The sequence below is a fragment of the Pseudomonas sp. GW821-FHT09C09 genome (genome assembly GCF_059418105.1).
The window spans coordinates 108,075-133,041 of the sequence record NZ_JBWKPF010000005.1; the positions used below are offsets into that span (position 1 = coordinate 108,075).

Here is a 24,967-nt window from a genome sequence, read left to right on the forward strand (position 1 = left end):
TTTTTCTCTTGTCCTTGAAAAAGCCGAAAGCAAAAAGCGGGGCTTCACGGACACTAGCAGCTATGGTCATTCAGGCAAATATGGGCAGCGTCCTCATTGATCGTGTGAATCTTCCTGCCGTGGCGTGAGCTGATCGGACGCGCTATACAATGCAATCTCTGCAATCCCCTGCAACAAAAGCATGCCGCAAAAGGAATCGCCATGATCCACGACACTTTCTGGCTGGACGCGAGTGACCGCAGCCGCCTCTTCGTCAACCAGTGGCTGCCGAACGCGCCGCTGAAGGCGGTGATTCTGCTGGCCCACGGCATGGCCGAGCACAGCGGTCGGTACGCGCGACTGGCCGAATCGTTCTGCGCCGAAGGCTACGGTGTGTATGCACCCGATCAGCGCGGCCATGGCAAAACTGCCGATCATGGGACGCTCGGGCATTTCGCCGACGACGATGGCTGGTGCAAGGTGGTCGGTGATCTGGCGAACCTCAACCAGCACATCGGCCAGCGCCATCCCGGCGTGCCGATCGTGCTGCTGGGGCACAGCATGGGCAGCTACATCGCGCAGGCTTATTTACTGCATCACAGCGCCAGCCTGCACGGCGCGATTCTCAGCAGCTCGAATTTCCAGCCGGTTGCGCTGTATCGCGCGGCCCGGCAGATCGCCCGGTTCGAAAAACTGCGCCAGGGCGCCAAGGGTCGCAGTGCGCTTATCGAATGGCTGTCGTTCGGCTCGTTCAACAACAAATTCAAACCGGCACGCACCGCGTTTGACTGGCTGAGTCGCGATCCGGCCGAAGTCGACAAGTACGCCACCGATCCGCTGTGCGGCTTTCGCTGCACCAACCAGCTATGGATCGACCTGCTCGGCGGGTTGCAGCAAATCAGCAAAGCGTCCAATCTCGCCCAGATCGACCCGGGCCTGCCGCTGCTGGTGATTGGCGGCGAATGTGATCCGGTGAGTGAAGGCAAGCGTCTGACTGATCTGGCCAATGCCTTGCGCTCGGCCGGCAGCCAGAACCTGCAACTGAAGATCTACCCGCAGGCGCGGCACGAATTGTTCAACGAGACCAACCGCGACGAAGTGACCGCCGATGTGCTGGCCTGGATCGACCAGGCGCTGAGCCATCCCCGTCCGCACCGCAGCGAATAATTTTTTGTGGATTCATTTAATCCGTCACAGGAACCGATACCGATGACCCAGGTTACCAACATCCCTTACGAAGCCCTCGAAGTCGGCCAGACCGCCAGCTACAGCAAGACCGTCGAGGAGCGCGACATTCAGCTGTTCGCCGCGATGTCCGGCGATCACAACCCGGTGCACCTGGACGCCGAGTTCGCCGCCGCCAGCATGTTCAAGGAACGCATCGCCCACGGTATGTTCAGCGGCGCGCTGATCAGTGCGGCAGTGGCGTGCGAGCTGCCTGGGCCGGGCACCATTTATATCGGCCAGCAAATGAGCTTCCAGAAGCCGGTGAAGATCGGCGATACCCTGACCGTGCGCCTGGAAATCCTCGAGAAACTGCCGAAGTTCCGCGTACGTATTGCCACTCGCGTATTCAACCAGCGCGATGAATTGGTCGTGGACGGTGAAGCCGAGATTCTGGCGCCGCGCAAGCAACAGACCGTTACCCTGCCGACCTTGCCGGCCATCAGCATCGGCTGATTGTCCTCGACATAAAAAACGCCAGACTAGCTGGCGTTTTTTGTGGACGTTGATCGCTTACGAGCGGGCACGCGCCTGATTGCGCAGCGCTTTCACCTGATCATGATTGCGTTGCACGCCGTGGTACTGGCGCTCGACCAGATCACGAATGCCGACCAGGTTGTGCTTGTTGATCTTCTCGATCGCTTCCCGATAGGCCTTCAGCGCGTGGTCTTCGCCGCGCTCGGCTTCGTTGAGTACGGCTTCTTCATCCTTGCCGGTGAACATGGCTTTGACGTCGACCCAGCGACGATGCAGGTCACCGCTGACGCTGGTGGAGGTTTCCGGATCACCGCCCATCGAACGCACGGTCGCCTGCAACTCGGCAGCGGCGGTAGCGCAGTCGGCGGAGCGTTTCACGAACAGGGTTTTCAGTTCCGGGTGCTTGATGTCTTCAGCGCAGGTCTTGAACCCTTCCTGACCGTCCTTGCTGGTTTCGATCAGGTCGTTGAGGACGGAGATGGCTTCTTTATTCATGTCAGTCATTTTTCAATTCCTTGCGTGGGTGAAAGATGCAAGGAGTGTTGCAGTGGTCGTGCCAGCTTCTTAAAAAGTATTTATTTGTTAATTTTCAATAAGTTACAAACAAAGCAGAAATCTGTATGCCTGTTATTTGCATGATCTGTCATTTGGCCTGCATGCAGAATGCCTGTATTTTCCAGACTGTTACGAACTCAGACGATCCTTGCGATGAACCCCGAAAAACTCGAACTGCTGATCACCCGCGAAATGCCCTTCGGCAAGTACAAGGGACGGATCATCGCCGACCTCCCCGGCCCGTACCTGAACTGGTTCGCCCGGGAAGGCTTCCCCCACGGCGAACTCGGCGGCCTGTTGGCGCTGATGCAGGAAATCGATCACAACGGCCTGTCGGAGCTGCTGGAACCGCTGCGCACCAAACATGGCAAACCCGCCCCGCGCCACTGAGGCGCATCCTGATCCGAGTCGACCATGCCCGATAACACCCGCCGCGCCCGAGACGAAGCCTTCTGGCAAACCTTCGCCGACCGTTACGACCGCCATCCCGGCCCCGTAAACCTGGAAAACGGCTACTTCGGGCGCATGTCGCGCACCGTGGTCGAGGACTACCAGCGCCATATCGAACAGATCAACAACAGCAACTCGATCTACGTGCGCCAACGCTTCGAACAGCACGACAGCCTCGACATCCGCGCGCAACTGGCCGAGATGATCGGCGTCCGTGCACAAAGCATCGCCTTCACCCATAACGCCACTGCCGGCCTGCAGTCGCTGATCCGCAACTACAACCGCCTGGAGCCTGGCGATCAGGTGCTGATCTGCGATCTGGAATACGACACGGTCAAGGGCGCCATGCGCTGGCTGGCCCGCCATCGCGGGGTCGAGGTGATCGAGATCGAACACACGCACCCGGCCAGCTTCGACAGTCTGCTAGCGACTTATCGTGAAGCGTTCATTCGCCATCCAAAACTCAAGCTGATGGCGCTGACCCACGTCACCCACCGCACCGGACTTGTGATGCCGGTGCAGGCGATCGCCGCGCTGGCCAGGGAACATGGCGTCGATATCATCCTCGACGGCGCCCACGCCCTCGGCCAGATGGAGTTCGATCTGGAAGCGCTGGGCATCGCCTTCGCCGGATACAACCTGCACAAATGGATCGGCTCGCCGCTGACCCTGGGCTTTCTGTATATCGCTCCGCAGCGTCTGGCCGACATCGATCCGGACATGGGCGAGATGCATTTCCCGCTCAACGACATTCGCTCGCGCACGCCCTACAGCACGCCGAACATTCCGGCACTGATGACCCTGCCGCTGGTGTTCGAGGAACACCGTGCGCTCGGTGGCGCGGCGGCCAAGGGTGCACGGGTGAACTACCTGCGCAACCTGTGGGTCAGCGCCGTACGCAACCTGCCGGGCATCGAGGTCACCACCCCGGACGATCCGCGTCTGTATTGCGGCATCACCTCGATGCGCTTTACCCGGCATGCCGACCAGCAGGCGATGGTCGAACGCCTGCTCAACGACTACAACCTGTTCACCGTGGTGCGCAACGGCGCAGCCTGCGGGCCATGCATCCGCATTACGCCGTCGCTGACCACCACGGCGGCGGAGATTCAGTCGCTGATTCTGGCGCTGAATGAACTGCGTTAAACCGTGTACTTGTCGAAGTCCTCGGGTTTGATCTGCGACGACACCGCAAAGGTGTCGATGCCGATCGTGAGGTGGCCGAAGTAACCGTCCTCGTGGGAGTCGCGGCCAATCGGCCATACGGTCAGGGTCGAGGCTTCCCCGCCCATGTTGGCGTAATAGATATCGTCGTTGTTGCACACCGGCGCCGAGCCGCGCCCGCGATAGGCCTTGGCGTTGAGCACCCCGCGAGAAACCACCTCGGGAAAGTACAGCTGCCCGATCCAGGCCACATTGCGCTCGTCCAGGTATTCGTTGCCGGCAACGATGCGCACCGCCACGTGAATGTGCAGGGCACGTCCGGCATAAAACCCCGGATAGATCGTGGTGAAGCGCACCCTGCCCTTGTGATCGCTGAACTGGCCGCCACGCAGGTAAGTGTCATCGTCGGTTCGCGGGATCGAGCCGATGTCTTCAACGTCGACTTCCAGATCCGGGTTGACCCGGCTCCACCCGGAATAAGCACCACGTGCGTTGCAGTGCCAGATATCCACCAAGGCGCCGCTGACCGGTTCGGCGGTCATGGCATCGACGATGGTCAGGCGCAGCAGCAAAGGCAAGCCCTCGGCGCCTTCGCTGATGTTGCGGCGCAGCAGTTTGGGATTGCGAAAATAGGGCCCGGCGACTTGCTCGGGGGCCAGTTGATAAACCGATGGCGCTGAAGGCTGGTTGTCCATGAGGCGTTCTCTCTTCCATAAGATGAACGCAGGTTAACGCCACACGCCAAGCCAGGTGCGGTAACTATGTATCTCCAGATAACGTATCGCGAGATAACGAAGGTTTTGGCGGGCAAAAAAAAACGGTGCACCGACCAAGCGCACCGTTAAAGCCGTAGAACACACAACGAAGTGTCGGGAAAAAACTATTTCAAAAACATCAGTCCAGCAGCGCCAGAGCCTCGGCGGTGCATTCCTGGATGCGGGCCCAGTCGCCGTTCTTGATCCACTCCGGATCGAGCATCCAGCTACCGCCCACGCACATGACGTTTTTCAGCGCCATGTAGCTCTTGATGTTGGCAGGGCCTACGCCGCCGGTCGGGCAGAATTTCACTTCGCCGAACGGGCCGCCGAGGGCCTTGATCGCCGCCACTCCGCCGCTGACTTCAGCCGGGAACAGCTTGAAGCGGCGATAACCCAGGCCATAGCCTTCCATGATGCCGGAGGCGTTGCTGATGCCCGGCAGCAGCGGGATCGGGCTTTCAACGCTGGCTTCCAGCAGGTCACGGGTGATGCCCGGGGTGACGATGAATTGCGAACCGGCCGCTTCGGCCGCAGCCAGCATGTTGCGGTCGAGTACGGTGCCGGCACCGGTCACCAGCTCCGGACGCTGTTCGCGCAGGATCTGGATTGCTTTCAAGCCAAACTGCGAACGCAGGGTCACTTCCAGCGCGGTCAGACCACCGGCGGCCAGGGCGTCGGCCAGCGGCAGCACGTCCTGTTCACGGGCGATGGTGATCACCGGCAGGATCCGCGCCCTGGCGCAGAGGCTGTCGATCAGGGCAACTTTGTCCGCCATGGAAACGGTCGGGGATGGGGTTGTCATAGCGGCTGTTCCTTGGCTCATGGGCACCAGTAAATCTCTAACGTAGGTTGCAGAAACGCGCGAACCGGCATGGCGGCGACGTCGTTGGATGCCAGTGCGGCATTCAGGGTGGTCAGTTTCGACTGACCGGAAATCGACAGAATCTTGTGCTTCGCCGAAGCCAGCAGCGCCCGGCTCATGGTCAGGCGTTGACGCGGCACGCTCGGCGCCAGCATCGGCCAGCAGCGACGGGTACCATCGGCTTGCAGGGCTTCAGCCAGGTTCGGACTGTCCGGGAACAACGACGCGGTGTGACCGTCATCGCCCATGCCCAACACCAGCACGTCGATGGGCGGCAACTCGGCGAGCAACCGATCGGCCTGCTCCGCAGCCTGCTCGACGTTGGCCGCCGCGCTGTAAAGGCTGAGGAACTGCGCCTTGGCCGCCGGGCCCTTGAGCAGATACTGCTTGAGCAGGCCGGCATTGCTGTCGGCGTGTTCGACCGGCACCCAGCGCTCGTCAGCCAGGGTCACGACGACCTTCGACCAGTCCAGTTCCTGCTTGGCCAGGTGCTGGAAAAACGCCACCGGGCTGCGACCGCCGGACACCACCAGTACCGCGTTGCCGCGCGCCGCCAGTGCGTCGCTCAACTGTTTGGCGACATTCAGCGCCAGGCCTTCAGCGAGCAACACCGGGCTCTTGAACTCGTGGGCATTCACGCCCACGGGCAGTTTCACATCAGATATCGCCATACCACGACCTCCCGTCCCGCGTGATCAATGCAATGGAGCTCATCGGCCCCCACGACCCGGCCGCATACGGCTTGGGCGCATCACCGGATTTTTTCCACCCGGCGATCAACTGGTCACACCATTTCCACGCGGCTTCGATTTCATCTTTACGGACAAACAGGTTCTGATTGCCGTTCATCACTTCCAGCAACAACCGCTCGTAGGCGTCGGGGATCCGCGCGCTGCGCCAGGTGTCGGAGAAATTCAGTTGCAACGGGCCGCTGCGCAGCTGCATGCCCTTGTCCAGGCCTTGATCCTTGGTCATCACCCGCAGGGAAATGCCTTCGTCCGGCTGCAGGCGGATGATCAGTTTGTTGCTGATCTGCAGGCGCTGCTCCGGGGCGAAGATGTAGTGCGACGGTTCCTTGAAGTGGATGACGATCTGCGACAGCTTCTGCGGCATGCGCTTGCCGGTGCGCAGGTAGAACGGCACGCCGGCCCAGCGCCAGTTGCGGATGTCGGCACGCAGGGCGACGAAGGTTTCGGTGTCGCTCTGGGTATTGGAATTCGGCTCTTCAAGATAGCCCGGTACGGACTTGCCTTCGCTGTGGCCGGCAATGTACTGACCGCGTACCACTTGAGTGGTCAGGCCTTCCGGGCTGATCGGCGCCAGGGCCTTGAGCACTTTTACCTTTTCGTCGCGGATGCTGTCGGCGGACAGGTCGGCCGGCGGGTCCATGGCGATCAGGCAAAGCAGTTGCAGCAGGTGGTTCTGGATCATGTCGCGCAGTTGGCCGGCCTTGTCGAAATAGCCCCAGCGGCCTTCGATGCCGACCTTCTCGGCCACGGTGATTTCCACGTGGGAGATGTAATGCTGGTTCCACTGGGTTTCGAACAGGCTGTTGGCGAAACGCAGGGCGATCAGGTTCTGTACCGTCTCTTTGCCCAGGTAGTGGTCGATGCGGTAGGTACGGTTCTCCGGGAAGAACTGCGCCACGGCGTCGTTGACCTTGCGCGAGGATTCGAGGTCCGAGCCGATCGGTTTTTCCAGCACCACGCGGGTGTTTTCGGCCAGACCGACTTTCGCCAGGTTCTCGCAGATCGCACCGTACACCGCCGCCGGGGTGGCGAAGTAGGCAATCATGCGTTGTTTGGTGCCGGCCAGTTCGGCCAGCGCCGCGTAATCTTCAGCCTTGAGGAAGTCGACGTGCAGGTAGGTCAGGCGTGCGAGAAAGCGCTCGGCCACGGCCTCGTCCAGTTCCTTGCCCACATAGCGGCGCAGTTCGGCAGCAATGAATGCCATGTGCTGCTGCTCGGTGCCTTCTTCACGGGCCAGCGCGATAATACGCGTGTCCTCGTGCAGCAGGCCGGCGCCATCCAGGTGATAAAGGGCAGGAAACAGCTTGCGCAGGGCCAGATCGCCCAGGGCGCCGAACAAGGCGAAGGTGCACGGTTCAACCGTAATCGAAGGCATGATGTTTGTTCTTTTATCAAGTTAAGCTACAAATACCTTTTTTCAAGGCATCACTCAAGGGAAAATGTAGTAATAACCACAACATTTTCGCAAAATACAGATTCCGAGTGGTGGTCGGTCGGAGCCATCAGTAGGATAGGCCACCGTCACGGGCCACATCAAAGGCCCAATTTGCATAGCCGCGCGCTTATCGGCGCCGGTGAATCTAGGAATTCTTATGGACCGCGTGCGAAATTTACTGGAACAGATCCAGAGTCGCCTTGAAGAGCTGAACAAGGCCGAACGCAAAGTCGCCGAAGTGATCCTGCTCAACCCACAGCAGGCCACCCGCTTCAGCATCGCCGCCCTCGCCCAGGCCGCTTCGGTCAGTGAACCGACGGTCAACCGTTTCTGCCGTTCGTTCGGCGTCAGCGGCTACCCCGAACTCAAGCTGCAACTGGCCCAGAGCCTGGCCAGCGGCGCGGCGTATGTCAGCCGTGCAGTGGAAGCTGATGACAATCCTGAAGCCTACACACAGAAAATTTTCGGCAGCGCCATCGCCTCGCTCGACAGCGCCTGCCAGGCACTGGACCCGAACCTGATCAGCCGCGCCGTCGACCTGTTGATCCAGGCCCGGCAGATCCACTTCTTCGGCCTCGGCGCCTCGGCCCCGGTGGCACTGGACGCGCAGCACAAGTTCTTCCGCTTCAACCTGGCCGTCACAGCCCACGCCGATGTGCTGATGCAGCGGATGATTGCTTCGGTGGCGCACACCGGTGAGCTGTTCGTGATCATTTCCTACACCGGCCGCACCCGCGAACTGGTGGAAGTAGCGCGTATCGCCCGGGAGAATGGCGCTTCGGTACTGGGCCTGACCGCCGAGAACTCGCCACTGGCCAAGGCCAGTACCCTGAGCCTGAATATTCCGCTACCGGAAGACACCGACATCTATATGCCGATGACCTCGCGGATCATTCAGTTGACGGTGCTGGATGTGCTGGCGACGGGGATGACCTTGCGTCGCGGGGTGGATTTCCAGCCGCATTTGCGCAAGATCAAAGAGAGTTTGAATGCGAGCCGGTATCCGGTGGGTGACGAGTTCAACTAGTTCGCGCTGATTGCTCCCACGCTTGCGCGTGGGAGCAATGACTAAGCAGCAGCCCAAGCCTGCAAACTCAAATGCGCCTTCTCCCCCGGTGCCAGATGCAGGCTGTCGGTGCCCCCCGCCGCCGCTTCAACACAGACAAATTCCGAGATTTCATCCCAGGTCACGCCCAGCAACGGCCGCGCCCCCGGATGCCAGACCACCGTGTCCGCGCTGTCACCGGTATCGATGCACAGCTCGCGCTGCCAGGCGTGATCCTTGAGCTGTAATTCGCCGTCGTGCTGGAACACGCGCTGACAGCCGCCGTCGACCCGCAACTCGCCTTCCTGCTGACAGACTTCACGGTTCAACTGGTCGTAACCCTGCGCCCCTTCGAGCCCAGACAGCGCTATCTCACTCACGTCGCCAATACGCCAGTAAGCGTGCAAAGCCTGGCTCAACTGGCACGGCATGTCGTCCTGATGCTCGGTGCTCAGGCGCAGTTCCATGCGTTCGCCCAGGTGCGCGTGCAGGTCCACCTGCCAGTCGCACAGCTGCAATTGCCAGTGCAGGCGCACGCCGTCATCGGCGGTGCTGCTGTCGAGCAGTTTCCAGTCCAGCAATCGCGCCCAGCCGTGGGACGGCCATGCGTTTTCACTCGGATGACGGCCATACCACGGCCAGCAAACCGGCACACCGCCACGGATCGCGCCGACGTGCGGCCACTTCGCCGCGCACCACAACCACGGCTTTTGTCCGCGCGGCTGAAAGTGCAGCAACTGCGCACCCTGACGACTGAACACCGCCTGACACAGCGGATGGTCGATCACCAGCACATCGCGCATCTGATAGCGCTCCCAGGCGAACACCGGTCGTTCGCGCAAGGATTTGAAGAAGCGTTGCAGCGGATGCTCATGCATGGGCCACGGTTCCAGATTCAACTTTCATGGGCTGCGACACCCCTTTCCAAAAAAAAGCGGACAGCCTGGGCTGTCCGCAAATATGCGCACATAGAGAGGAGCTTATCGCAGACGCGTTAGAACGTAGACTGAATTTTCAGGCCAGCGACCAAAGCGTTGTCCACTTGATCCACGCCACCCGGGTGAGTGATGTATTGCAGGTTCGGACGCACAGTCAGCCAGTTGGTAACGTGGAAGCCGTAGTTGATCTCGTAGTTGTATTCGGTCTCGCGAATCGGCGAGAACACCGGATTGTCGTAGTCCGAAACACCGTTGGAGGCGTTCAACAGCTCGGCGTTTTTCTTCACGTCGTCGTTGACGTGGATACGCGCCGCGCCGATGCCGACGTCATCCTTCGGACGGGCGTCGAACGGGCCTTTGTAGACAAACATCACCGACTGGTAGTTGTCGATGAAGTTGGTGTCCTTGTCGTGGAACGTGGCGTTGGCCGCGATGTTCAGACCACGGGAAGCGTCGCCGTTGTGGCTGGTGAGTTGCTGTTGCGCAACGAACCAGTAGCCGTGCTTGCTGCTGTGGGTGCGGTAGGCATTGCCGGTGGTTGCTGCGTCGTTGCCGTTGATGTCTTCACGGACGTCGGCGGCATCAGCCGTGCTCTTGTAGTAACCGACGCGGTATTCGCCCGGCAGGCTGTTGACCTTCGGCGACCAGACCAGCTCGACCGGCAGCACCGTACCGGCGGTGCCGCTGCCGCTGAGCTTGAAGCCGTTGCCGTGTTCCAGCTGCGACGGGTTCTGGTTGTACGCACCGATCTGCGCGTAGAGCTCGTCGTTGATGTTGTACTTCACACGGATCGCGGCCTGGCTGACGGGCCAGTTGTACCAGATGTTGGTCGCCCAGTTACCGACTTGCGAGCCGCAGAACGCCAGGTTCTGGAATTCGCACGGGAAGGTGTTGAAGTCTTCGCCTTCACCGAAGTAACCGGCCTTGACGTCGAGCTTGTTGTCGAAGAACTGGTGCTGAATCCACAGTTGAGTCAGACGCACCATGTGGCCACGACCGTAGACTTCCTGCGAGGAAGACAAGGTGCCGGCACGCGGGTCGCCAACGCGGTCGTTGGAAATGTTCTGACCGTTACGGTTGGTCAGTTGGATCTTGGCCTGAGTGTTGTCCCAGCCCCAGAGTTTTTGCAGGTCCAGCGCCACGCCCAGACCGAACTGGTCGCTGTAGCGGCCGGTCTTGTCGTCGTTGTAGCCGCCATGCAGGTTGGCGCCCATTTCCCCAACGTAGTCGGCCTTGATGTCGATGCCTTGCTCGATCAGCTTGGTCCGCTCGCCACCCCAGTCGCCCGTCATCCACTTGGAATCGGAGCTGAATGCATCGGCGGCCATGGCATTGCCGGCCATGACCAATGCGGCCGCGGCTGACACTTGGCAGATCAACCGGGCATTGACGTGTTTCTTTTTCATCCCTACATCCTCGTCTTTATTGTTATTAACTGTTTTTTTCCAACGCGGTTTACATCCCCTGCGGAAATGGGCGCGCCCACTCCCGCATTGATTTCTTACCGACCCTTGAACTGAGCGACGTTGGCGCTGTGCGCTTCAGTCTTCGGCAGACCGGCAACCCCCAGGCGCTCGCCGCTCTTGGCGTCGAACAGCAGCACTTTCGACGGATCGAATTGCAGGGTCAGGGTTTCGCCCACCTGCGGCGCCACATCCGGCGCCAGACGGCAGCAGACCTTGGTGTCGTTGAGGTTGACGAACACCAGGGTGTCCGGACCGGTCGGCTCGGTGACCTGCACTTCAGCCTTGATGCTCGGCAGGCCGTTGCCCTCGCCGTTCGCCAGAGCGATCTGCTCCGGACGCAGGCCGAGGATCACTTCGCGATCTTCAAGACCGGCGTCCTGCATCGCCATCGGCAGCTCGCAACGGGCCTGGCCGCTGTCGAGCAGCGCCACCAGACGGCCGTCCTTGCGTTGCAGGCGCAGCGGGATGAAGTTCATCGGCGGCGAACCGATGAAGCTCGCGACGAACAGGTTGGCCGGGTCGTTGTAGATCTCTTTCGGCGTACCGAACTGCTGGATGATCCCGTCCTTCATCACCGCCACTTTATCGCCCAGGGTCATCGCTTCGATCTGGTCGTGGGTCACGTAGACCGTGGTGGTTTTCAGGCGCTGGTGCATCAGTTTCATTTCGGTGCGCATCTCGACGCGCAACTTGGCATCGAGGTTGGACAGCGGTTCGTCGAACAGATAGATCTTCGGACGACGCGCCAGGGCACGGCCCATCGCCACGCGCTGTTGCTGGCCACCGGAGAGCTGGCTCGGCTTGCGATTGAGCAGGTGCTCGATCTGCAGCAGCTTGGCCACGCGGGCGACTTCTTCGTCGATGGCCGACTGGCTCATCTTGCGGATCTTCAGACCGAACTCGATGTTCTCGCGCACGCTCATGGTCGGGTACAGCGCGTAGGACTGGAACACCATGGCGATGTCGCGGTCTTTCGGGCTCATGCCGCTGACGTCCTGGTCACCGATCATGATCGCGCCGCCGGTGATGGTTTCCAGGCCGGCGATGCAGTTCATCAGGGTCGACTTGCCGCAGCCCGAAGGCCCGACGAGGATCAGGAACTCACCGTCCTTGATCGACAGTTCGATGTTCTTCAGGGTGTCCGGCAGGCCGGCACCGTAGGTCTTGTTTACATTGCGAAGTTCGAGCGTAGCCATGATTACCCCTTGACTGCGCCGGCCGTCAGCCCGCGCACGAAATACTTGCCTGCGACCACATAGACCAGCAGGGTCGGCAGCCCGGCGATCATCGCCGCCGCCATGTCCACGTTGTATTCCTTGGCCCCGGTGCTGGTGTTGACCAGGTTGTTCAACGCCACCGTGATCGGTTGCGAATCACCGCTGGAGAACACCACACCGAACAGGAAGTCGTTCCAGATCTGGGTGAACTGCCAGATCAGGCAGACCATGATGATCGGCGTCGACATCGGCAGGATGATCCTGCGGAAGATCGTGAAGAACCCGGCACCGTCCAGGCGTGCAGCCTTGATCAGCGCATCCGGAATACTCACGTAGTAGTTACGGAAAAACAGCGTGGTGAACGCCAGGCCGTAGACCACGTGCACGAACACAAGGCCGGTAGTGGTGCTCGCCAGGCCCATCTTGCCGAGGGTGAACGACGCCGGCAGCAGCACGGTCTGGAACGGCAGGAAGCAACCGAACAGCAGCAGACCGAAGAACAGCTGCGAACCCTTGAAGCGCCAGAACGACAGCACATAGCCGTTCAACGCACCGATGGCGGTGGAGATGATCACGGCCGGAACGGTGATCTTGATCGAGTTCCAGAAGTAGCCGTCAACGGTGGCCCAGGCTTTCACCCAGCCGATGCCGCTGACCACGGTCGGCCAGCTCAGCAGGTTGCCGGTGGAGATGTCTTCCGGGGTCTTGAAGCTGGTCAACAACATGACCACCAGCGGTACCAGATATAGCAGGACCGCGAGGATCAGCACCGCGTAGATCGCGATGCGACTCAGGCTGATGGCCGGTTTGGAGGCGAGACTAGTCATGACGCTTGGTCCTCAGCTCGGAGTACAGGTAAGGCACGATGATCGCTAGGATCGCACCGAGCATAAGAATCGCACTGGCCGAGCCCATGCCCATCTGTCCACGGCTGAACGTGAACGAGTACATGAACATCGCCGGCAAATCGGAGGAATAACCCGGGCCGCCGGCCGTCATGGCCGCCACCAGGTCGAAGCTCTTGATCGCGATGTGCGCCAGAATCATCACCGCACTGAAGAACACCGGACGCAGGCTTGGCAGCACCACTTTCCAGTAGATGCGCGGCATGCTCGCGCCGTCGATCTGTGCGGCACGGATGATCGATTGATCAACGCCACGCAGACCGGCGAGGAACATCGCCATGATGAAGCCCGAAGCTTGCCAGACCGCCGCGATCACCAGGCAATACACCACGCGATCCGGGTCGATCAGCCAGTCGAGACGGAAGCCTTCCCAGCCCCAGTCCCGCAGCAATTTGTCCAGGCCCATGCCCGGGTTGAGCAGCCATTTCCACGCAGTACCGGTAACGATCATCGAGAGCGCCATCGGATAGAGGTAAATGGTGCGGATGAAGCCTTCGCGACGGATTTTCTGATCGAGGAAAATCGCCAGCGTCACGCCGATCACCAGAGTGATCGCGATGAACATGCCGCCGAACACGGCCAGGTTCTTGCTCGCCACCCACCAGCGGTCGTTGTCGAACAGCCGCGCGTATTGCGCCAGACCTGCCCACTTGTAGTTCGGCAGGAAGGTCGATGTGGTGAACGACAGGACAAACGTCCAGAGGATATAGCCATAGAAGCCCACCAGAACGATGAACATGCTCGGCGCCAGCACCAGTTTCGGTAGCCAGCGCTGCAATGCGTCGAACGGCGAGGCCTTGCTGAACACAGCAACAGAACTCATGGGAAGATCCAGTAAAAAAGATGAAGGACCGCTGCAAGCTGCCAGCCTCAAGCCGATGCGCGACTTGAAGCTGGCAGCTGCTCTACGCCGGTGTTACTTGGCAGCCTTGACGGCGGTGCCGAGTTTCTTCGCAGCATCGGCCGGGTCGGCTTTCGGGTCGTTGATGAAGTTGGTCACGACATCGAAGAACGCACCCTGTACGGCCAGCGTGGTCGCCATGTTGTGCGCCATGCTCGGCTGCAGGCCGCCGGTCTTGGCGTCTGCCAGGAAGTCCTTGGCAGCGGTCTGGGCGCAGGAGTCGAAACCGTACTTGCCCATGTCGGCGAGCATGTCGTTACGCACCGGGATCGAGCCCTTGTTGATGCTGAAGACTTTCTGGAAGTTTTCACCCAGCACGACTTTGGCGATGTCCTGCTGACCGGCCGCGGTGCCCGCGTCCTTCTGCTTGAACACGGCCAGCGAGTCGATGTTGTAGGTGAACGCCTTGTCGGTGCCCGGGAAGGCTACGCACTCGTAGTCCTTGCCGGCGACTTTCTTGGCGGCGGTCCATTCGGACTTGGCCCAGTCACCCATGATCTGCATGCCGGCCTTGCCGTTGATGACCTTGGCCGCTTCCAGGTTCCAGTCCTGGCCTTTGCCGTCGACGTCCATGTAGGTCGCGACTTTCTTCAGCTCGGTCAGCGCCTTGACCATTTCCGGACCAGTCAGGGCAGCGTTGTCCAGATCGACCAGGGCTTTCTTGTAACCATCAACACCCATCACCGACAGCACGACCGCTTCGAACACGGTGCTGTCCTGCCAAGGCTGACCGCCGTGGGCCAGCGGGATGAAGCCCGCAGCCTTCAGCTTGTCGCCGGCGGCGTAGAATTCTTCGAGGGTGGTCGGGGCTTTGGCGATACCGGCTTTCTTGAAGACTTCCGGGTTGATCCACAGCCAGTTCACCCGGTGAATGTTCACCGGCACGGCCACGTAATCACCGTCGTACTTCACGGTATCGGAGACTTTCTTGTCGAGCAGGCTGTCCCACTTCTCGGACTTGGAAACGTCCTTCAGCACGTCGGTGTCGAGCAGACCGGTGGACGCCCATTCCTGGATGTCGGGGCCTTTGATCTGGGCCACGCCCGGCGGGTTGCCGGCGACGGCACGGCTTTTCAGCACGGTCATGGCAGTCGCACCGCCACCACCGGCGACAGCGCCGTCTTTCCAGGTGAAACCGTCTTTTTCCACTTGTGCCTTGAGCACATCGACGGCGGCTTTTTCGCCACCGGACGTCCACCAATGCACGACTTCCACCGAACCTTTGGATTCGGCAGCGGAAACACTCAGGGGCAGCACAGCGAGCGGGAACAGGGAGGCGACAGAAATGACAGTAGCGAGGCGAGAAATCGCATTCATCTGAGATGTACCTTTCTTGTTGTTATGCATGCAAGTCTGGTGCTTGCGCTGCACACGAGTTTAAACAGGACGTTTCCCCTCGCAGGTAACGAAGGGACGCGCAAATGTCACCGCATGGTTACACAGGAACGGGCCGGGACAACTGTGCCAGCGCAGTCGCCATGCTCGGCGCCAGCGGCAGACGCGGGATCAGCACCGCCTGCCAGGCGTGATACAGATCCGGTTTACCCGCCCAGATATCGGCGCTTGGACGGTTCTGCGGATCGAGTTCGTGATGCCAGCTGCCGTCGCAGCGGTCGATGAAATTCGCTTCGCAGAATTCCCAGAATAGCCGGTACCAGGATTCGTACTGCGCATCGCCGGTACGTTTGAGCAACGCACTGGCGGCAGCGCTGGCTTCGGCGTGGGTCCAGTGCAGGCGATGGCGCACCACGGCCTTGTTGTCCCAGTCGAGGGTATAGACGATGCCCGGGGCGCCATCGACGTCCCAGCCATGCCGGCAGTTGTTCTCGAACAGCTTTTGCGCATCGGTGGCCAGCCAGCCCGGCGTGAGCATGCCGGCCTGGACCCGCGCCGCTTCGAGGTGCAGCAACAGCCGCGCCCACTCGAAACCGTGGCCCGGCGTGGTGCCGTAGGGGCGAAATCCGTCGGCGGGATTGTCATGGCTGTATTCACGCAGCGGCTGCCAGTTTCGGTCGAAATGCTCAATCACCAGATAGTCGTTGGCAGCGGCGTGACCGTGAATCACCCGCTCGACGATGCGCTGCGCACGCACCAGCCAGCGCGGGTCTTCGGTGACATCGGCCAGCGCGAGGAACGCTTCGGTGGCGTGCATGTTGCTGTTGGCGCCGCGATAGGCTTCTTCTTCACTCCAGTCACGATTGAAAAATTCGCGCAGGGCGCCCTCTTCTTCGCTCCAGAAATAGGTGTCGATGATGTCGATGGCGTCATCCAGCAATGCCTTCGCGCCGGGACGCTGGGCGACCACGGCGGAACTGGCCGCGAGGGCCACGAAAGCATGCAGATAAGCGTTCTTGCCGGTGTTGTCGTCGCGGTGCTCGGCGACGGCAAACCAGCCGCCATGCAGTGCATCACGCAACGGGCCACGCAGGGCCGCAATGCCGTGATCGACCAGCTCGGCGAAACCCGGCAGGCCCTGAATGTGGGCCATGGCGAAGCTGTGGGTCATGCGCGCGGTGTTCATGGTTTCGGCTTGCGCGCCGGCCTGGAGCTGGCCGCGCTCATCGAGATTGCCGAAGCCTTCGGGCAGTCGCGAAGCCTTGGCAAATGCCAGCAGGCGCAGGCCTTCGTCGGCGAGCCATTGCTGGTGGGCAGGGGCATTCAGCCAACTGCTGAAGCCCGGATTGAAGTGATCCATGGAAGGCCTTTTTTTGTTGTTATGACTGCGGGCAGTCTAAACAACGGGCCGGGGTTGGCTTGTAACGAAGGGGACGGGTTTTGTCACCGGACGGTGACATTCAGATCAATCCGCCGAACGCGGCAATTGCAGAGTCACGCGCAACCCACCTTCACGCAAATTCTGCAACGTCACTTCCCCCCCATGACTATGAGCAATGTTGCGGGCGATACCCAGACCGAGACCGTAGCCCTGCTGCTGCCCCGCCAGCCGAAAGTGCGGTTCGAACACCTGCTCCAGCCGCTGCTCCGGCACACCAGGCCCTTCGTCGTCGACATGCAGCACGAACGCACTCTCGTCATCATCGATATGCAGATGGGCGTTCTGCCCATACTTCAGCGCATTGTCGATCAGGTTGCCGATGCAGCGCTTGAGCGCCAATGGCTTGCCCGGATACGCCGCCAGCGCCCGTCCCTGCTGGGTCACGCGGCCATTGCCGTTGGGCGCCAGATACGGCTCCACCAGGCAGTCGAGCACATGGTTCAGATCCACCGGCTCGATGTTTTCGTGGATGTCGGTGTCTTTGACGCATTGCAGCGCGCCTTTGACCAGCAGCTCCAGCTCATCCAGGTCGCGGCCGAACTTGGTTTGCAGCTGTTCGTCTTCCAGCAGTTCGACCCGCAGACGCAGACGAGTGATCGGCGTACGCAGATCGTGGGAAATCGCGCTGAACAACTGGCTGCGCTCGGTCAGGTAACGGCTGATGCGCTCGCGCATGGTGTTGAAGGCGCGGCCCACTTCCACGACTTCGCTGCCACCACCCTCGGCCACCGGCTCGACGTCGGCGCCCAGCGACAAGTCCCGCGCCGCCCGCGCCAGACGCTTGAGCGGCCGGCTCTGCCAGTGCACCAGCAGGCCGATGAACAACAGCAGAAATCCACTGGTGAACACGATGAACCACACCTGCTGCGTCGGCAGGCCCTGCTCTTCAAGACTGGTGTAGGGCTCGGGCAACAGCGAGGCGATGTACAGCCATTCACCGGGCGCCAACTGGATCTGGGTCACCAGCACCGGCGGATTCACCGGTTCCAGGGTCAGCGCGTAATGCGCCCAGGAGCGTGGCAGCTCGTCGAGTTTCAACCCGGCGTTGAAGATACGCAGGTCATCGGGGCTGACGAAGGTCACCAGAATGTCGGTGTCCTGGCCCAGGGACTGACGCAGCACCTCATCCACCGCTTGAAGCACCGCCGCCTTGCGCGGTGTAACCGGCAACACCTCCATGCCGAGCGGTTTGTCATTCAGCGTCACCACAAACCGCGTGCCGCCCATGCTGCGCAACTGATCGAGCACCAACGGTCGATAGGCCACCGGCAACGAGCGGAAATAACTGACGCTGGCGGTCATCGAATGGGCCAGGCTGCGGGCGCTGGTGACCAGGCCTTCGAGCTGGGTCGCGCGCAACTGAGAAACCCAGATCACGCTGGACAAGGTCTGGGCGAACAACACCGCCAGCAACGTCAGCAGCAGCATCCGCCCGAGCAGCGAACGGGGCATCGGCACTTTGCGCGCGGTGTTGCGCAGGAACTCAGTGACCATTGCCGGCAACCACATTGGCTGCCAGTTGGTAGCCGCTGCCGCGCACGGTGCGGATCAGCCGTGGCGGTTTTTCGGTATCGCGCAGACGCTGGCGCAAGCGGCTGACGGCCATGTCGACGATACGATCGAGGGGCATCAGGTCGCGGCCACGGGTGGCGTTGCCGATGGTGTCGCGGTCGAGGATTTCCTGGGGGTGATCAAGGAACAGCTTGAGCAAGGCGAAGTCGGCGCCGGACAGAATCACTTCCTCGCCGTCGGTGTGAAACAGCCGATGGCTGACCATGTCCAGTCGCCACTCGTCGAAGGCCAGCACTTCGCTGCCGCTGCGTTCCTGGCCGAACTGGGCACGGCGCAACAGGGCTTTGATCCGGGCTTGCAGTTCGCGGGGGCTGAAAGGTTTGCCGAGGTAGTCGTCGGCGCCCAGCTCCAGACCGATCACCCGATCGGCCTCGTCGGAACTGGCGGTGAGCATGATGATCGGCACCTGGGCCTGACGCGGATGCTGGCGCACCCAGCGGCACAGGCTGAAGCCGTCTTCATCGGGCAGCATCACATCAAGGATCACCAGATCACTCGGCGCCTCGTTCAGCGCCTGGCGGAAACTGGCACCGTCGGCCGTGGCCCGTACCTGAAAACCCGCGCGGGTCAGGTAGGTTTCCAGCAACTCGCGTATCTCCTGGTCGTCATCGACCAACAAAATCGACTTGTTGACTGAACTCACTTCGAAGGCATCCTTGTTGTTGGAATTGGGCGGATTATGCCTGATGTGCCGAGGGTTCCCACGCTCGGCGTGGGAATGTTCATTTACCGGATTGTTCGAGCGCCACTCCTGCACCGACCAGACCCGAGTACGGTGCCGTCACCAGCCACACCGGAATCCCCTTGAAGTAATCGCTCATGCAGCCCTTGTCGGCGAAGCTGCGGGCGAAACCGCTTTCGAGGAAGAAATCGGCAAAGCGCGGAATCACGCCACCCACGATGTACACCCCACCACGACCGCCAGTGGTCAGCACATTGTTGCCGGCCACGCGACCGAGCCAGCAGCAGAACTGCTCCAGCACTTCCAGAGCAATCGGGTCACCGGCGAGGCCGGCTGCGGTGATCGCTTCCGGCGTGTCGAGTTTTGGCTCGTGGCCATCCACCGCGCAGATCGCCCGGTACACCCGAGGCAGGCCACCGCCGCTCAACGCGGTTTCCGCGCTGACGTGGCCGATTTCGTTGTGGATGTGTTGCCAGAGCTGGGTTTCACGCGGGCTGCTCAGCGGCAGATCGACGTGACCGCCCTCCCCCGGCAGCGCGGCAAACCGGCCTTCGCCCAGATCGAGCAAAGTGCCGACGCCCAACCCGGTGCCCGGACCGATCACCACCGCCGGACGCAACGGTTCCGGCTCGCCTTCGCAGACCACGCGGAATTCGCCGGGCTGCAAACGGGTCATGCCCAGTGCCATGGCGGAGAAGTCGTTGATCAGCAATAACTGCTCGACCTGTAACGCCTGGCAGAACGCCTTGCGGCTCAGCCGCCAGTGGTTGTTGGTGAACTTGAATTCATCGCCGCTCACGGGACCCGCCACCGACAGGCACACCGAACCGATGGCGCCCGGTGCCAGGCCGAGCCCGCTCAGGTAGAGGCTGATCGCCTCTTCCGGGCTGGCATGGTCGGCCGTGGCCAGCACCTGCACCGATTCGAGCTGCTGATCTTTCCACAACGCGAACCGCGCGTTGGTGCCTCCGATGTCACCGACCAAAGCCAGTTTCAATTAAGCGTCTCCAGGGCAGAAGTGAAGGCGCTGGCGCCCTGCTCTGCCGAGCTGAAGGCCAAACGCATGAAGCCAAACAGTTCGCGGCCGCTGCCGATGTTGTTGCCCAACAGGCCTTTGGCGGGTTCGCGCGCTGCGAATTCGGCGGCGTCCACCTTGAGTTCCAGGGTGCCTTTGACGCCATCGACGCGGATGATATCGCCCTCTTGCACGCGAGCCAAAGCGCCGCCGACATAAGCTTCGGGGCTGACGTGGATCGCCGCCGGGATTTTCCCCGAGGCGCCGGACATGCGCCCGTCCGTCACCAGCGCGACCTTGAAGCCGCGATCCTGCAGCACGCCGAGGAACGGCGTCATCTTGTGCAGTTCCGGCATGCCATTGGAACGCGGGCCCTGGAAGCGCATCACCGCGACGAAATCCTTCTCCAGCAAACCGGCCTTGAAAGCGTCGGCCAGATCCTGTTGATCCTGGAACACCATGGCCGGTGCTTCGACGATCTGGTTTTCCAGCGCCACGGCGGACACCTTCATCACGCCGCGACCGAGGTTGCCTTCCATTACCCGCAAGCCGCCCTCTGCCGAGAACGCACGAGCCACCGGACGCAGGATGTTTTCGTCGAGGCTGTCGGTCGGGCCTTCGCGCCACACCAGTTTGCCGTTATCGAGGAATGGTTCCTTGGTGTACTGGCTCAAACCGTGGCCGAGCACGGTGTTGACGTCTTCGTGCAGCAGGCCGGCTTCCAGCAGTTCGCGGATCAGGAACGACATGCCGCCCGCCGCCTGGAAGTGGTTGATGTCGGCCTTGCCGTTCGGATAGACGTGGCTCAGGGTCGGCACGACTTCGGAGAGGTCGGCCATGTCCTGCCAGGTCAGTTGAATGCCCGCCGCCATGGCGATGGCTGGCATGTGCAGGGTGTGGTTGGTCGAGCCGCCGGTGGCGTGCAGCGCGACGATCGAGTTGACCAGCGCCTTCTCGTCGACGATTTCGCCGATCGGCAGAAAGTTGCCGTTCTGTTTGGTCAGGCGCGTGACCTGATGCGCGGCTTCGCGGGTCAGGGCCTCGCGCAGCGGCGTGTTCGGGTTGACGAAAGAAGCGCCCGGCAAGTGCAGGCCCATGACTTCCATCAGCAACTGGTTGGTGTTGGCGGTGCCGTAGAAGGTGCAGGTGCCCGGGCTGTGGTAGGACTTCATTTCCGATTCCAGCAGCTCTTCGCGGGTCGCCTTGCCTTCGGCGTACTTCTGCCGCACGTCGGCTTTTTCCTTGTTGGAAATCCCCGAGACCATCGGCCCGCCCGGCACGAAAATCGTCGGCAAGTGACCGAAACGCAACGAACCCATCATCAGCCCCGGCACAATCTTGTCGCAGATGCCGAGCATCAGCGCGCCGTCGAACATGTTGTGGGACAGCGCCACCGCCGTCGACATCGCGATCACTTCGCGGCTCGGCAGGCTCAGTTCCATGCCCGGCTCGCCCTGGGTCACGCCGTCGCACATGGCAGGCGTACCGCCGGCGAACTGGCCGACCGAACCGATTTCGCGCAAGGCGTTCTTGATCTGTTCCGGGAAGACTTCGTACGGCTGGTGCGCCGAAAGCATGTCGTTGTAAGACGAAACAATCGCGATGTTCGCCGAGTTCATCATCCGCAGACTGTGCTTGTCTTCGCTGCCACAGCCGGCCACGCCGTGGGCGAAGTTGGCGCATTGCAGCTTGCCGCGCATCGGCCCGTCGGTTGCAGCGCCGCGAATCAGCGCAAGGTAAGCCTGACGCGTGGCGCGGCTGCGGGCGATAAGCCGTTCGGTGACCTCAAGAACGCGGGGATGCATGTGTAGAACTCCAGGCTAACGGATGTGGCGACCTGATTGTCTATGCTGACCAAAGCGCCCGCACGTGTGGGATGACGGGCGGTTTCCTTGACCATTCGGACCAGTTGATTCAGGTCACTCGTTGTAGATAAAACAAAATATTGCCACTAAAAAGGCTTGTTTTCTATTTTTATGCGAATAATCTTGTAATTCCAACAACAAAACGACGGCGGCGCTGTTCAATGACTCTTCGAATCGCAATCAATGGTTTTGGCCGCATCGGCCGTAATGTCCTGCGCGCACTGTATACCCAAGGCTATCGACAGGATTTGCAGATCGTCGCCATCAACGATCTGGGCGACAGCGCGATCAATGCGCACTTGCTCAAATACGATACCGTTCACGGCACGTTCGATGCCGAAGTTGCGCATGACAACGAGAGTCTGACCGTCAACGGTGACCGCATTTCGGTCAGCGCCATCCGCAACCCTGCCGAACTGCCATGGGCTGCGGAAAAGATTGATGTGGTGTTCGAATGCACCGGCCTGTTCACCGACCGGGCCAAAGCCGCCGCGCATATTACTGCCGGTGCGCGCAAAGTCATCATCTCGGCCCCGGCCAAAGGCGCCGATGCCACCGTCGTTTATGGCGTGAACCACGACATCCTGCGCCAGTCGCACCAGATCATTTCCAACGCCTCGTGCACCACCAACTGCCTGGCCCCGGTGGCCCAGGTGCTGCACCGCGAACTGGGCATTGAAAGCGGTCTGATGACCACCATTCACGCCTACACCAACGACCAGAATCTGACCGACGTCTATCACACCGACCCGTACCGCGCCCGTTCCGCCACACAGAACATGATCCCGAGCAAGACCGGCGCTGCCGAAGCCGTGGGCCTGGTGTTGCCGGAACTGGCAGGCAAGCTGACCGGCATGGCCGTGCGCGTGCCGGTGATCAATGTGTCGCTGGTTGACCTGACGGTTCAGTTGAAACGCGAAGCCTCGGCCGATGAAGTCAACGCACTGATGAAAGCCGCCAGCCAGCACTCGAAAATCCTCGGCTACAACACCCTGCCGCTGGTATCGAGCGACTTCAACCACAACCCGCTGTCGTCGATCTTCGACGCCAACCACACCAAATCCAGCGGCAAACTGCTGAAAGTGCTGGCCTGGTACGACAACGAGTGGGGCTTCTCCAACCGCATGCTCGATAACTGCCTGGCGCTGTGCAACGCGGAATAAAACCGCTGCTGCCGATTTGAAGGCGGGTAGTGGCTTTACCAACCTTTGACAAATCAACACTTGACCACTCGGGCGGATGATAAGCATTATCATTCGCTCGAAATGGATCAGGTCCTCCCGTGAGTCAGTCGCAGTTCAATCACGTTTTCCTCGCCCAGCGCACTTCACTGCTGCGAACGCTGGAACGAATGGTCAACAACCACAGCACCGCCGAAGACCTGTTGCAGGAAACCTACCTGCGCGTCACCCGGGCGCTGAGCGAACGGGCCATCGATCACCTTGAACCCTTTGTCTTCCAGACCGCGCGCAACCTGGCGCTGGACCATTTGCGTGCGCGCAAGATCCACTCACGCACCATGGTCGACGACGTGCCGCAGGACGTAGTGCACAGCGTCGCCGCCCCCGCCAGCAGCGCCGAAGACGCCGCCCACGCCGAACAATTGCTGGAGCGCTTGAACGTGAGCCTCGGTGAACTCAGCCCCCGTCAGCAGCAAATCTTCATCCTCAGCCGCCTGCACGGGCACAGCTATCAGGAAATCGCCGAAAAGCTGAGCGTCTCTCTCAGCACGGTGCAGAAAGAACTCAAATTGATCATGACCATTTGCATCGGTGTCGCCGAGCGCTTGAATGGGGACTGATGCCGTAGGCCTTTTCGGTAAACGACAGGATCGACTGCACTGATCATCGGCCTTTGTTACCCTTGCCCGACTTTTACGCTTCACTAAAAAAACAGCCGTGCACAGACACTGCCGAGGAAACACCGTGACGGACACCCACCGCCCTCCTTCGCCCGACACGGCGCAGGACGCCGCCAACGCAATGGACCAGGCTCTGGACTGGCTCATCGTGCTCGGCAGCCCGGACGAGGAGCAGACCCGGCAGTTTCATGCCTGGCTGGCGGCCGATCCGTTGAACGCCCAGGCATTCGCCAAGGCCCAGGCGATCTGGGACGGCCCGCAGATCGCCCAGTGCGCGCAGAACCTCGCGGCCAGACCGAAGAAAGTCTCCGTCCTCACACGCCTGCGCCCGCACTGGAAACCGCTGGCCACCGCTGCGGTGCTGATTCTCGGTCTGTTCAGCTTCAGCAACCTGCCGATGCGTCTGCAGGCCGATCACCTGACCGTGGTCGGCGAGCGGCAACGCTTGCAGCTTGAGGACGGTTCGAAAGTCCTGCTCAACACCAATTCCGCCTTTTCCAGCACGATCAACGATCGACAGCGGGTTGCACGCCTGTATCAGGGCGAAGCGTTTTTCGAGATCCCGGCCAGCCGCAGCCAGCCGCTGGAAATCGACGCCGGGCCGGTGAAGGCCAGCGTGCGCGACACCGCGTTCGCCGTGCGTTATCTGGATGGCGTGGCGCAGGTTCGAGTGCAGCGTGGCGATGTCGATCTGCGTGCGACCCGTGACGATGCCCGGGTGCGTTTGTCCGCCGGGGAAAGCATCCGCATCGGCCCCAATGGTTTCGACCGCCCGGCCAAGGTCGACGCCGCCACCGATCTGGCGTGGGTGCAGGGTCGGCTGATCTTCGAAAACTGCCCGTTGAACCAGGTGCTGGCGGAACTGCGCCGCTACTATCCGGGGTTCATCATCAACACCAACGAACACCTGGCCGACGTCGCCGTCACCGGCAATTACCGCCTCGACCAGCCGCTGGACGTGGTGCGCTCGCTCGCTCACATCACCTCGGCCAAGCTTCAGGAATTCCCGGCGCTGGTGATTCTGAACTAAATGAGAATTATTTTTACTCGATAGCCGAAGCTCGTTCGTCT

At 61.1% G+C, this 24,967-nt stretch carries 24 protein-coding genes; 8 read left to right on the plus strand and 16 right to left on the minus strand.

The window, feature by feature from the left end; all coding sequences use genetic code 11:
- Positions 1–201: 201 nt before the first annotated feature.
- Positions 202–1,146, plus strand: coding sequence for an alpha/beta hydrolase (locus AC07NR_RS17105; RefSeq protein ID WP_495079022.1), 945 nt, complete (start codon positions 202–204; stop codon positions 1,144–1,146).
- Between the two features lie 42 nt (positions 1,147–1,188).
- On the plus strand, positions 1,189–1,659 hold the full coding sequence (locus tag AC07NR_RS17110; RefSeq protein WP_003227420.1) for a MaoC family dehydratase: 471 nt from the start codon (positions 1,189–1,191) through the stop codon (positions 1,657–1,659).
- A 57-nt stretch (positions 1,660–1,716) separates the two neighbouring features.
- On the opposite strand, the gene AC07NR_RS17115 is transcribed toward AC07NR_RS17110, so the two are convergent.
- Positions 1,717–2,184 (minus strand): ferritin-like domain-containing protein, encoded by a 468-nt coding sequence (locus tag AC07NR_RS17115; RefSeq protein ID WP_085709662.1) that lies wholly within the window; start codon positions 2,182–2,184, stop codon positions 1,717–1,719.
- A gap of 204 nt (positions 2,185–2,388) precedes the next feature.
- Between AC07NR_RS17115 and AC07NR_RS17120 the strand changes: the two genes are divergently transcribed.
- Positions 2,389–2,625 (plus strand): DUF3820 family protein, encoded by a 237-nt coding sequence (locus AC07NR_RS17120; RefSeq protein WP_032891009.1) that lies wholly within the window; start codon positions 2,389–2,391, stop codon positions 2,623–2,625.
- Positions 2,626–2,649: 24 nt separating this feature from the next.
- Entirely contained in the window at positions 2,650–3,831 is a 1,182-nt protein-coding gene (locus AC07NR_RS17125; RefSeq protein ID WP_495079023.1) for an aminotransferase class V-fold PLP-dependent enzyme, read from the plus strand.
- On the opposite strand, the gene AC07NR_RS17130 is transcribed toward AC07NR_RS17125, so the two are convergent.
- From AC07NR_RS17130 to zwf, 4 genes are all read right to left on the minus strand, one after another.
- A complete protein-coding gene (locus tag AC07NR_RS17130; protein WP_495079024.1) occupies positions 3,828–4,544 on the minus strand; it encodes an intradiol ring-cleavage dioxygenase in 717 nt (238 codons plus the stop codon). The genes AC07NR_RS17125 and AC07NR_RS17130 overlap by 4 nt on opposite strands.
- 199 nt (positions 4,545–4,743) lie before the next feature.
- A complete protein-coding gene (locus AC07NR_RS17135) occupies positions 4,744–5,409 on the minus strand; it encodes a bifunctional 4-hydroxy-2-oxoglutarate aldolase/2-dehydro-3-deoxy-phosphogluconate aldolase (RefSeq protein ID WP_495079025.1) in 666 nt (221 codons plus the stop codon).
- 17 nt (positions 5,410–5,426) lie between these two features.
- Positions 5,427–6,140 carry a 6-phosphogluconolactonase gene (gene pgl / locus AC07NR_RS17140; protein WP_495079026.1) on the minus strand — a complete coding sequence of 238 codons (714 nt, stop codon included), beginning with the start codon at positions 6,138–6,140 and terminating at the stop codon, positions 5,427–5,429.
- Positions 6,127–7,593, minus strand: a complete 1,467-nt coding sequence (gene zwf / locus AC07NR_RS17145; RefSeq protein WP_085709658.1) for a glucose-6-phosphate dehydrogenase — start codon at positions 7,591–7,593, stop codon at positions 6,127–6,129. Before zwf ends, pgl begins: the two co-directional genes overlap by 14 nt.
- 226 nt (positions 7,594–7,819) lie before the next feature.
- On the opposite strand from zwf, the gene AC07NR_RS17150 reads away from it, so the two are divergent.
- The gene (locus AC07NR_RS17150) at positions 7,820–8,680 is read left to right on the plus strand and encodes a MurR/RpiR family transcriptional regulator (RefSeq protein WP_169842436.1); all 861 of its coding nucleotides are present in this window, start codon (positions 7,820–7,822) and stop codon (positions 8,678–8,680) included.
- Between the two features lie 41 nt (positions 8,681–8,721).
- On the opposite strand, the gene AC07NR_RS17155 is transcribed toward AC07NR_RS17150, so the two are convergent.
- The 11 genes from AC07NR_RS17155 to edd form a co-directional block, all read right to left on the minus strand.
- Complete coding sequence (locus tag AC07NR_RS17155) at positions 8,722–9,576, minus strand: D-hexose-6-phosphate mutarotase (protein WP_119427879.1); 855 nt, start codon at positions 9,574–9,576, stop codon at positions 8,722–8,724.
- Between the two features lie 116 nt (positions 9,577–9,692).
- Positions 9,693–11,042 (minus strand): carbohydrate porin, encoded by a 1,350-nt coding sequence (locus AC07NR_RS17160; protein ID WP_085709656.1) that lies wholly within the window; start codon positions 11,040–11,042, stop codon positions 9,693–9,695.
- A gap of 95 nt (positions 11,043–11,137) precedes the next feature.
- Positions 11,138–12,298, minus strand: coding sequence for an ABC transporter ATP-binding protein (locus AC07NR_RS17165; RefSeq protein ID WP_495079027.1), 1,161 nt, complete (start codon positions 12,296–12,298; stop codon positions 11,138–11,140).
- Between the two features lie 2 nt (positions 12,299–12,300).
- On the minus strand, positions 12,301–13,146 hold the full coding sequence (locus AC07NR_RS17170; protein WP_085709654.1) for a carbohydrate ABC transporter permease: 846 nt from the start codon (positions 13,144–13,146) through the stop codon (positions 12,301–12,303).
- Entirely contained in the window at positions 13,139–14,047 is a 909-nt protein-coding gene (locus AC07NR_RS17175) for a carbohydrate ABC transporter permease (protein ID WP_085709653.1), read from the minus strand. Before AC07NR_RS17175 ends, AC07NR_RS17170 begins: the two co-directional genes overlap by 8 nt.
- Before the next feature lie 93 nt (positions 14,048–14,140).
- Positions 14,141–15,442: an ABC transporter substrate-binding protein gene (locus tag AC07NR_RS17180; RefSeq protein WP_085709652.1), complete on the minus strand. Its 1,302-nt coding sequence runs from the start codon at positions 15,440–15,442 to the stop codon at positions 14,141–14,143.
- 118 nt (positions 15,443–15,560) lie between these two features.
- Positions 15,561–16,820, minus strand: coding sequence for a D-mannose isomerase (locus AC07NR_RS17185; protein ID WP_495079028.1), 1,260 nt, complete (start codon positions 16,818–16,820; stop codon positions 15,561–15,563).
- A gap of 105 nt (positions 16,821–16,925) precedes the next feature.
- Positions 16,926–18,353: an ATP-binding protein gene (locus tag AC07NR_RS17190; RefSeq protein WP_162803532.1), complete on the minus strand. Its 1,428-nt coding sequence runs from the start codon at positions 18,351–18,353 to the stop codon at positions 16,926–16,928.
- Positions 18,354–18,384: 31 nt separating this feature from the next.
- Complete coding sequence (locus tag AC07NR_RS17195) at positions 18,385–19,116, minus strand: response regulator (RefSeq protein WP_025112821.1); 732 nt, start codon at positions 19,114–19,116, stop codon at positions 18,385–18,387.
- Positions 19,117–19,195: 79 nt separating this feature from the next.
- Positions 19,196–20,152, minus strand: coding sequence for a glucokinase (locus AC07NR_RS17200; protein ID WP_408986061.1), 957 nt, complete (start codon positions 20,150–20,152; stop codon positions 19,196–19,198).
- Complete coding sequence (gene edd / locus AC07NR_RS17205) at positions 20,149–21,975, minus strand: phosphogluconate dehydratase (RefSeq protein WP_064598951.1); 1,827 nt, start codon at positions 21,973–21,975, stop codon at positions 20,149–20,151. The genes AC07NR_RS17200 and edd overlap by 4 nt, the downstream gene beginning before the upstream one ends.
- Positions 21,976–22,196: 221 nt before the next feature.
- Between edd and gap the strand changes: the two genes are divergently transcribed.
- The 3 genes from gap to AC07NR_RS17220 all read left to right on the plus strand — a co-directional run bounded on the left by gap (position 22,197) and on the right by AC07NR_RS17220 (position 24,926).
- Positions 22,197–23,198, plus strand: a complete 1,002-nt coding sequence (gene gap, locus AC07NR_RS17210) for a type I glyceraldehyde-3-phosphate dehydrogenase (RefSeq protein ID WP_085709648.1) — start codon at positions 22,197–22,199, stop codon at positions 23,196–23,198.
- 119 nt (positions 23,199–23,317) lie between these two features.
- Entirely contained in the window at positions 23,318–23,836 is a 519-nt protein-coding gene (locus tag AC07NR_RS17215; RefSeq protein ID WP_495079029.1) for an RNA polymerase sigma factor, read from the plus strand.
- Between the two features lie 124 nt (positions 23,837–23,960).
- A complete protein-coding gene (locus tag AC07NR_RS17220; protein WP_495079030.1) occupies positions 23,961–24,926 on the plus strand; it encodes a FecR family protein in 966 nt (321 codons plus the stop codon).
- Positions 24,927–24,967: the final 41 nt, after the last annotated feature.

Excerpts from the sequence above, each read along its gene's own strand:
- AC07NR_RS17105 (WP_495079022.1), top strand. The coding sequence starts at position 202 with ATGATCCACGACACTTTCTGGCTGGACGCGAGTGACCGCAGCCGCCTC.
- AC07NR_RS17110 (WP_003227420.1), top strand. The coding sequence starts at position 1,189 with ATGACCCAGGTTACCAACATCCCTTACGAAGCCCTCGAAGTCGGCCAG.
- AC07NR_RS17115 (WP_085709662.1), bottom strand. The coding sequence starts at position 2,184 with ATGACTGACATGAATAAAGAAGCCATCTCCGTCCTCAACGACCTGATC.
- AC07NR_RS17120 (WP_032891009.1), top strand. The coding sequence starts at position 2,389 with ATGAACCCCGAAAAACTCGAACTGCTGATCACCCGCGAAATGCCCTTC.
- AC07NR_RS17125 (WP_495079023.1), top strand. The coding sequence starts at position 2,650 with ATGCCCGATAACACCCGCCGCGCCCGAGACGAAGCCTTCTGGCAAACC.
- AC07NR_RS17130 (WP_495079024.1), bottom strand. The coding sequence starts at position 4,544 with ATGGACAACCAGCCTTCAGCGCCATCGGTTTATCAACTGGCCCCCGAG.
- AC07NR_RS17135 (WP_495079025.1), bottom strand. The coding sequence starts at position 5,409 with ATGACAACCCCATCCCCGACCGTTTCCATGGCGGACAAAGTTGCCCTG.
- pgl (WP_495079026.1), bottom strand. The coding sequence starts at position 6,140 with ATGGCGATATCTGATGTGAAACTGCCCGTGGGCGTGAATGCCCACGAG.
- zwf (WP_085709658.1), bottom strand. The coding sequence starts at position 7,593 with ATGCCTTCGATTACGGTTGAACCGTGCACCTTCGCCTTGTTCGGCGCC.
- AC07NR_RS17155 (WP_119427879.1), bottom strand. The coding sequence starts at position 9,576 with ATGCATGAGCATCCGCTGCAACGCTTCTTCAAATCCTTGCGCGAACGA.
- AC07NR_RS17160 (WP_085709656.1), bottom strand. The coding sequence starts at position 11,042 with ATGAAAAAGAAACACGTCAATGCCCGGTTGATCTGCCAAGTGTCAGCC.
- AC07NR_RS17165 (WP_495079027.1), bottom strand. The coding sequence starts at position 12,298 with ATGGCTACGCTCGAACTTCGCAATGTAAACAAGACCTACGGTGCCGGC.
- AC07NR_RS17170 (WP_085709654.1), bottom strand. The coding sequence starts at position 13,146 with ATGACTAGTCTCGCCTCCAAACCGGCCATCAGCCTGAGTCGCATCGCG.
- AC07NR_RS17175 (WP_085709653.1), bottom strand. The coding sequence starts at position 14,047 with ATGAGTTCTGTTGCTGTGTTCAGCAAGGCCTCGCCGTTCGACGCATTG.
- AC07NR_RS17180 (WP_085709652.1), bottom strand. The coding sequence starts at position 15,442 with ATGAATGCGATTTCTCGCCTCGCTACTGTCATTTCTGTCGCCTCCCTG.
- AC07NR_RS17185 (WP_495079028.1), bottom strand. The coding sequence starts at position 16,820 with ATGGATCACTTCAATCCGGGCTTCAGCAGTTGGCTGAATGCCCCTGCC.
- AC07NR_RS17190 (WP_162803532.1), bottom strand. The coding sequence starts at position 18,353 with ATGCCCCGTTCGCTGCTCGGGCGGATGCTGCTGCTGACGTTGCTGGCG.
- edd (WP_064598951.1), bottom strand. The coding sequence starts at position 21,975 with ATGCATCCCCGCGTTCTTGAGGTCACCGAACGGCTTATCGCCCGCAGC.
- gap (WP_085709648.1), top strand. The coding sequence starts at position 22,197 with ATGACTCTTCGAATCGCAATCAATGGTTTTGGCCGCATCGGCCGTAAT.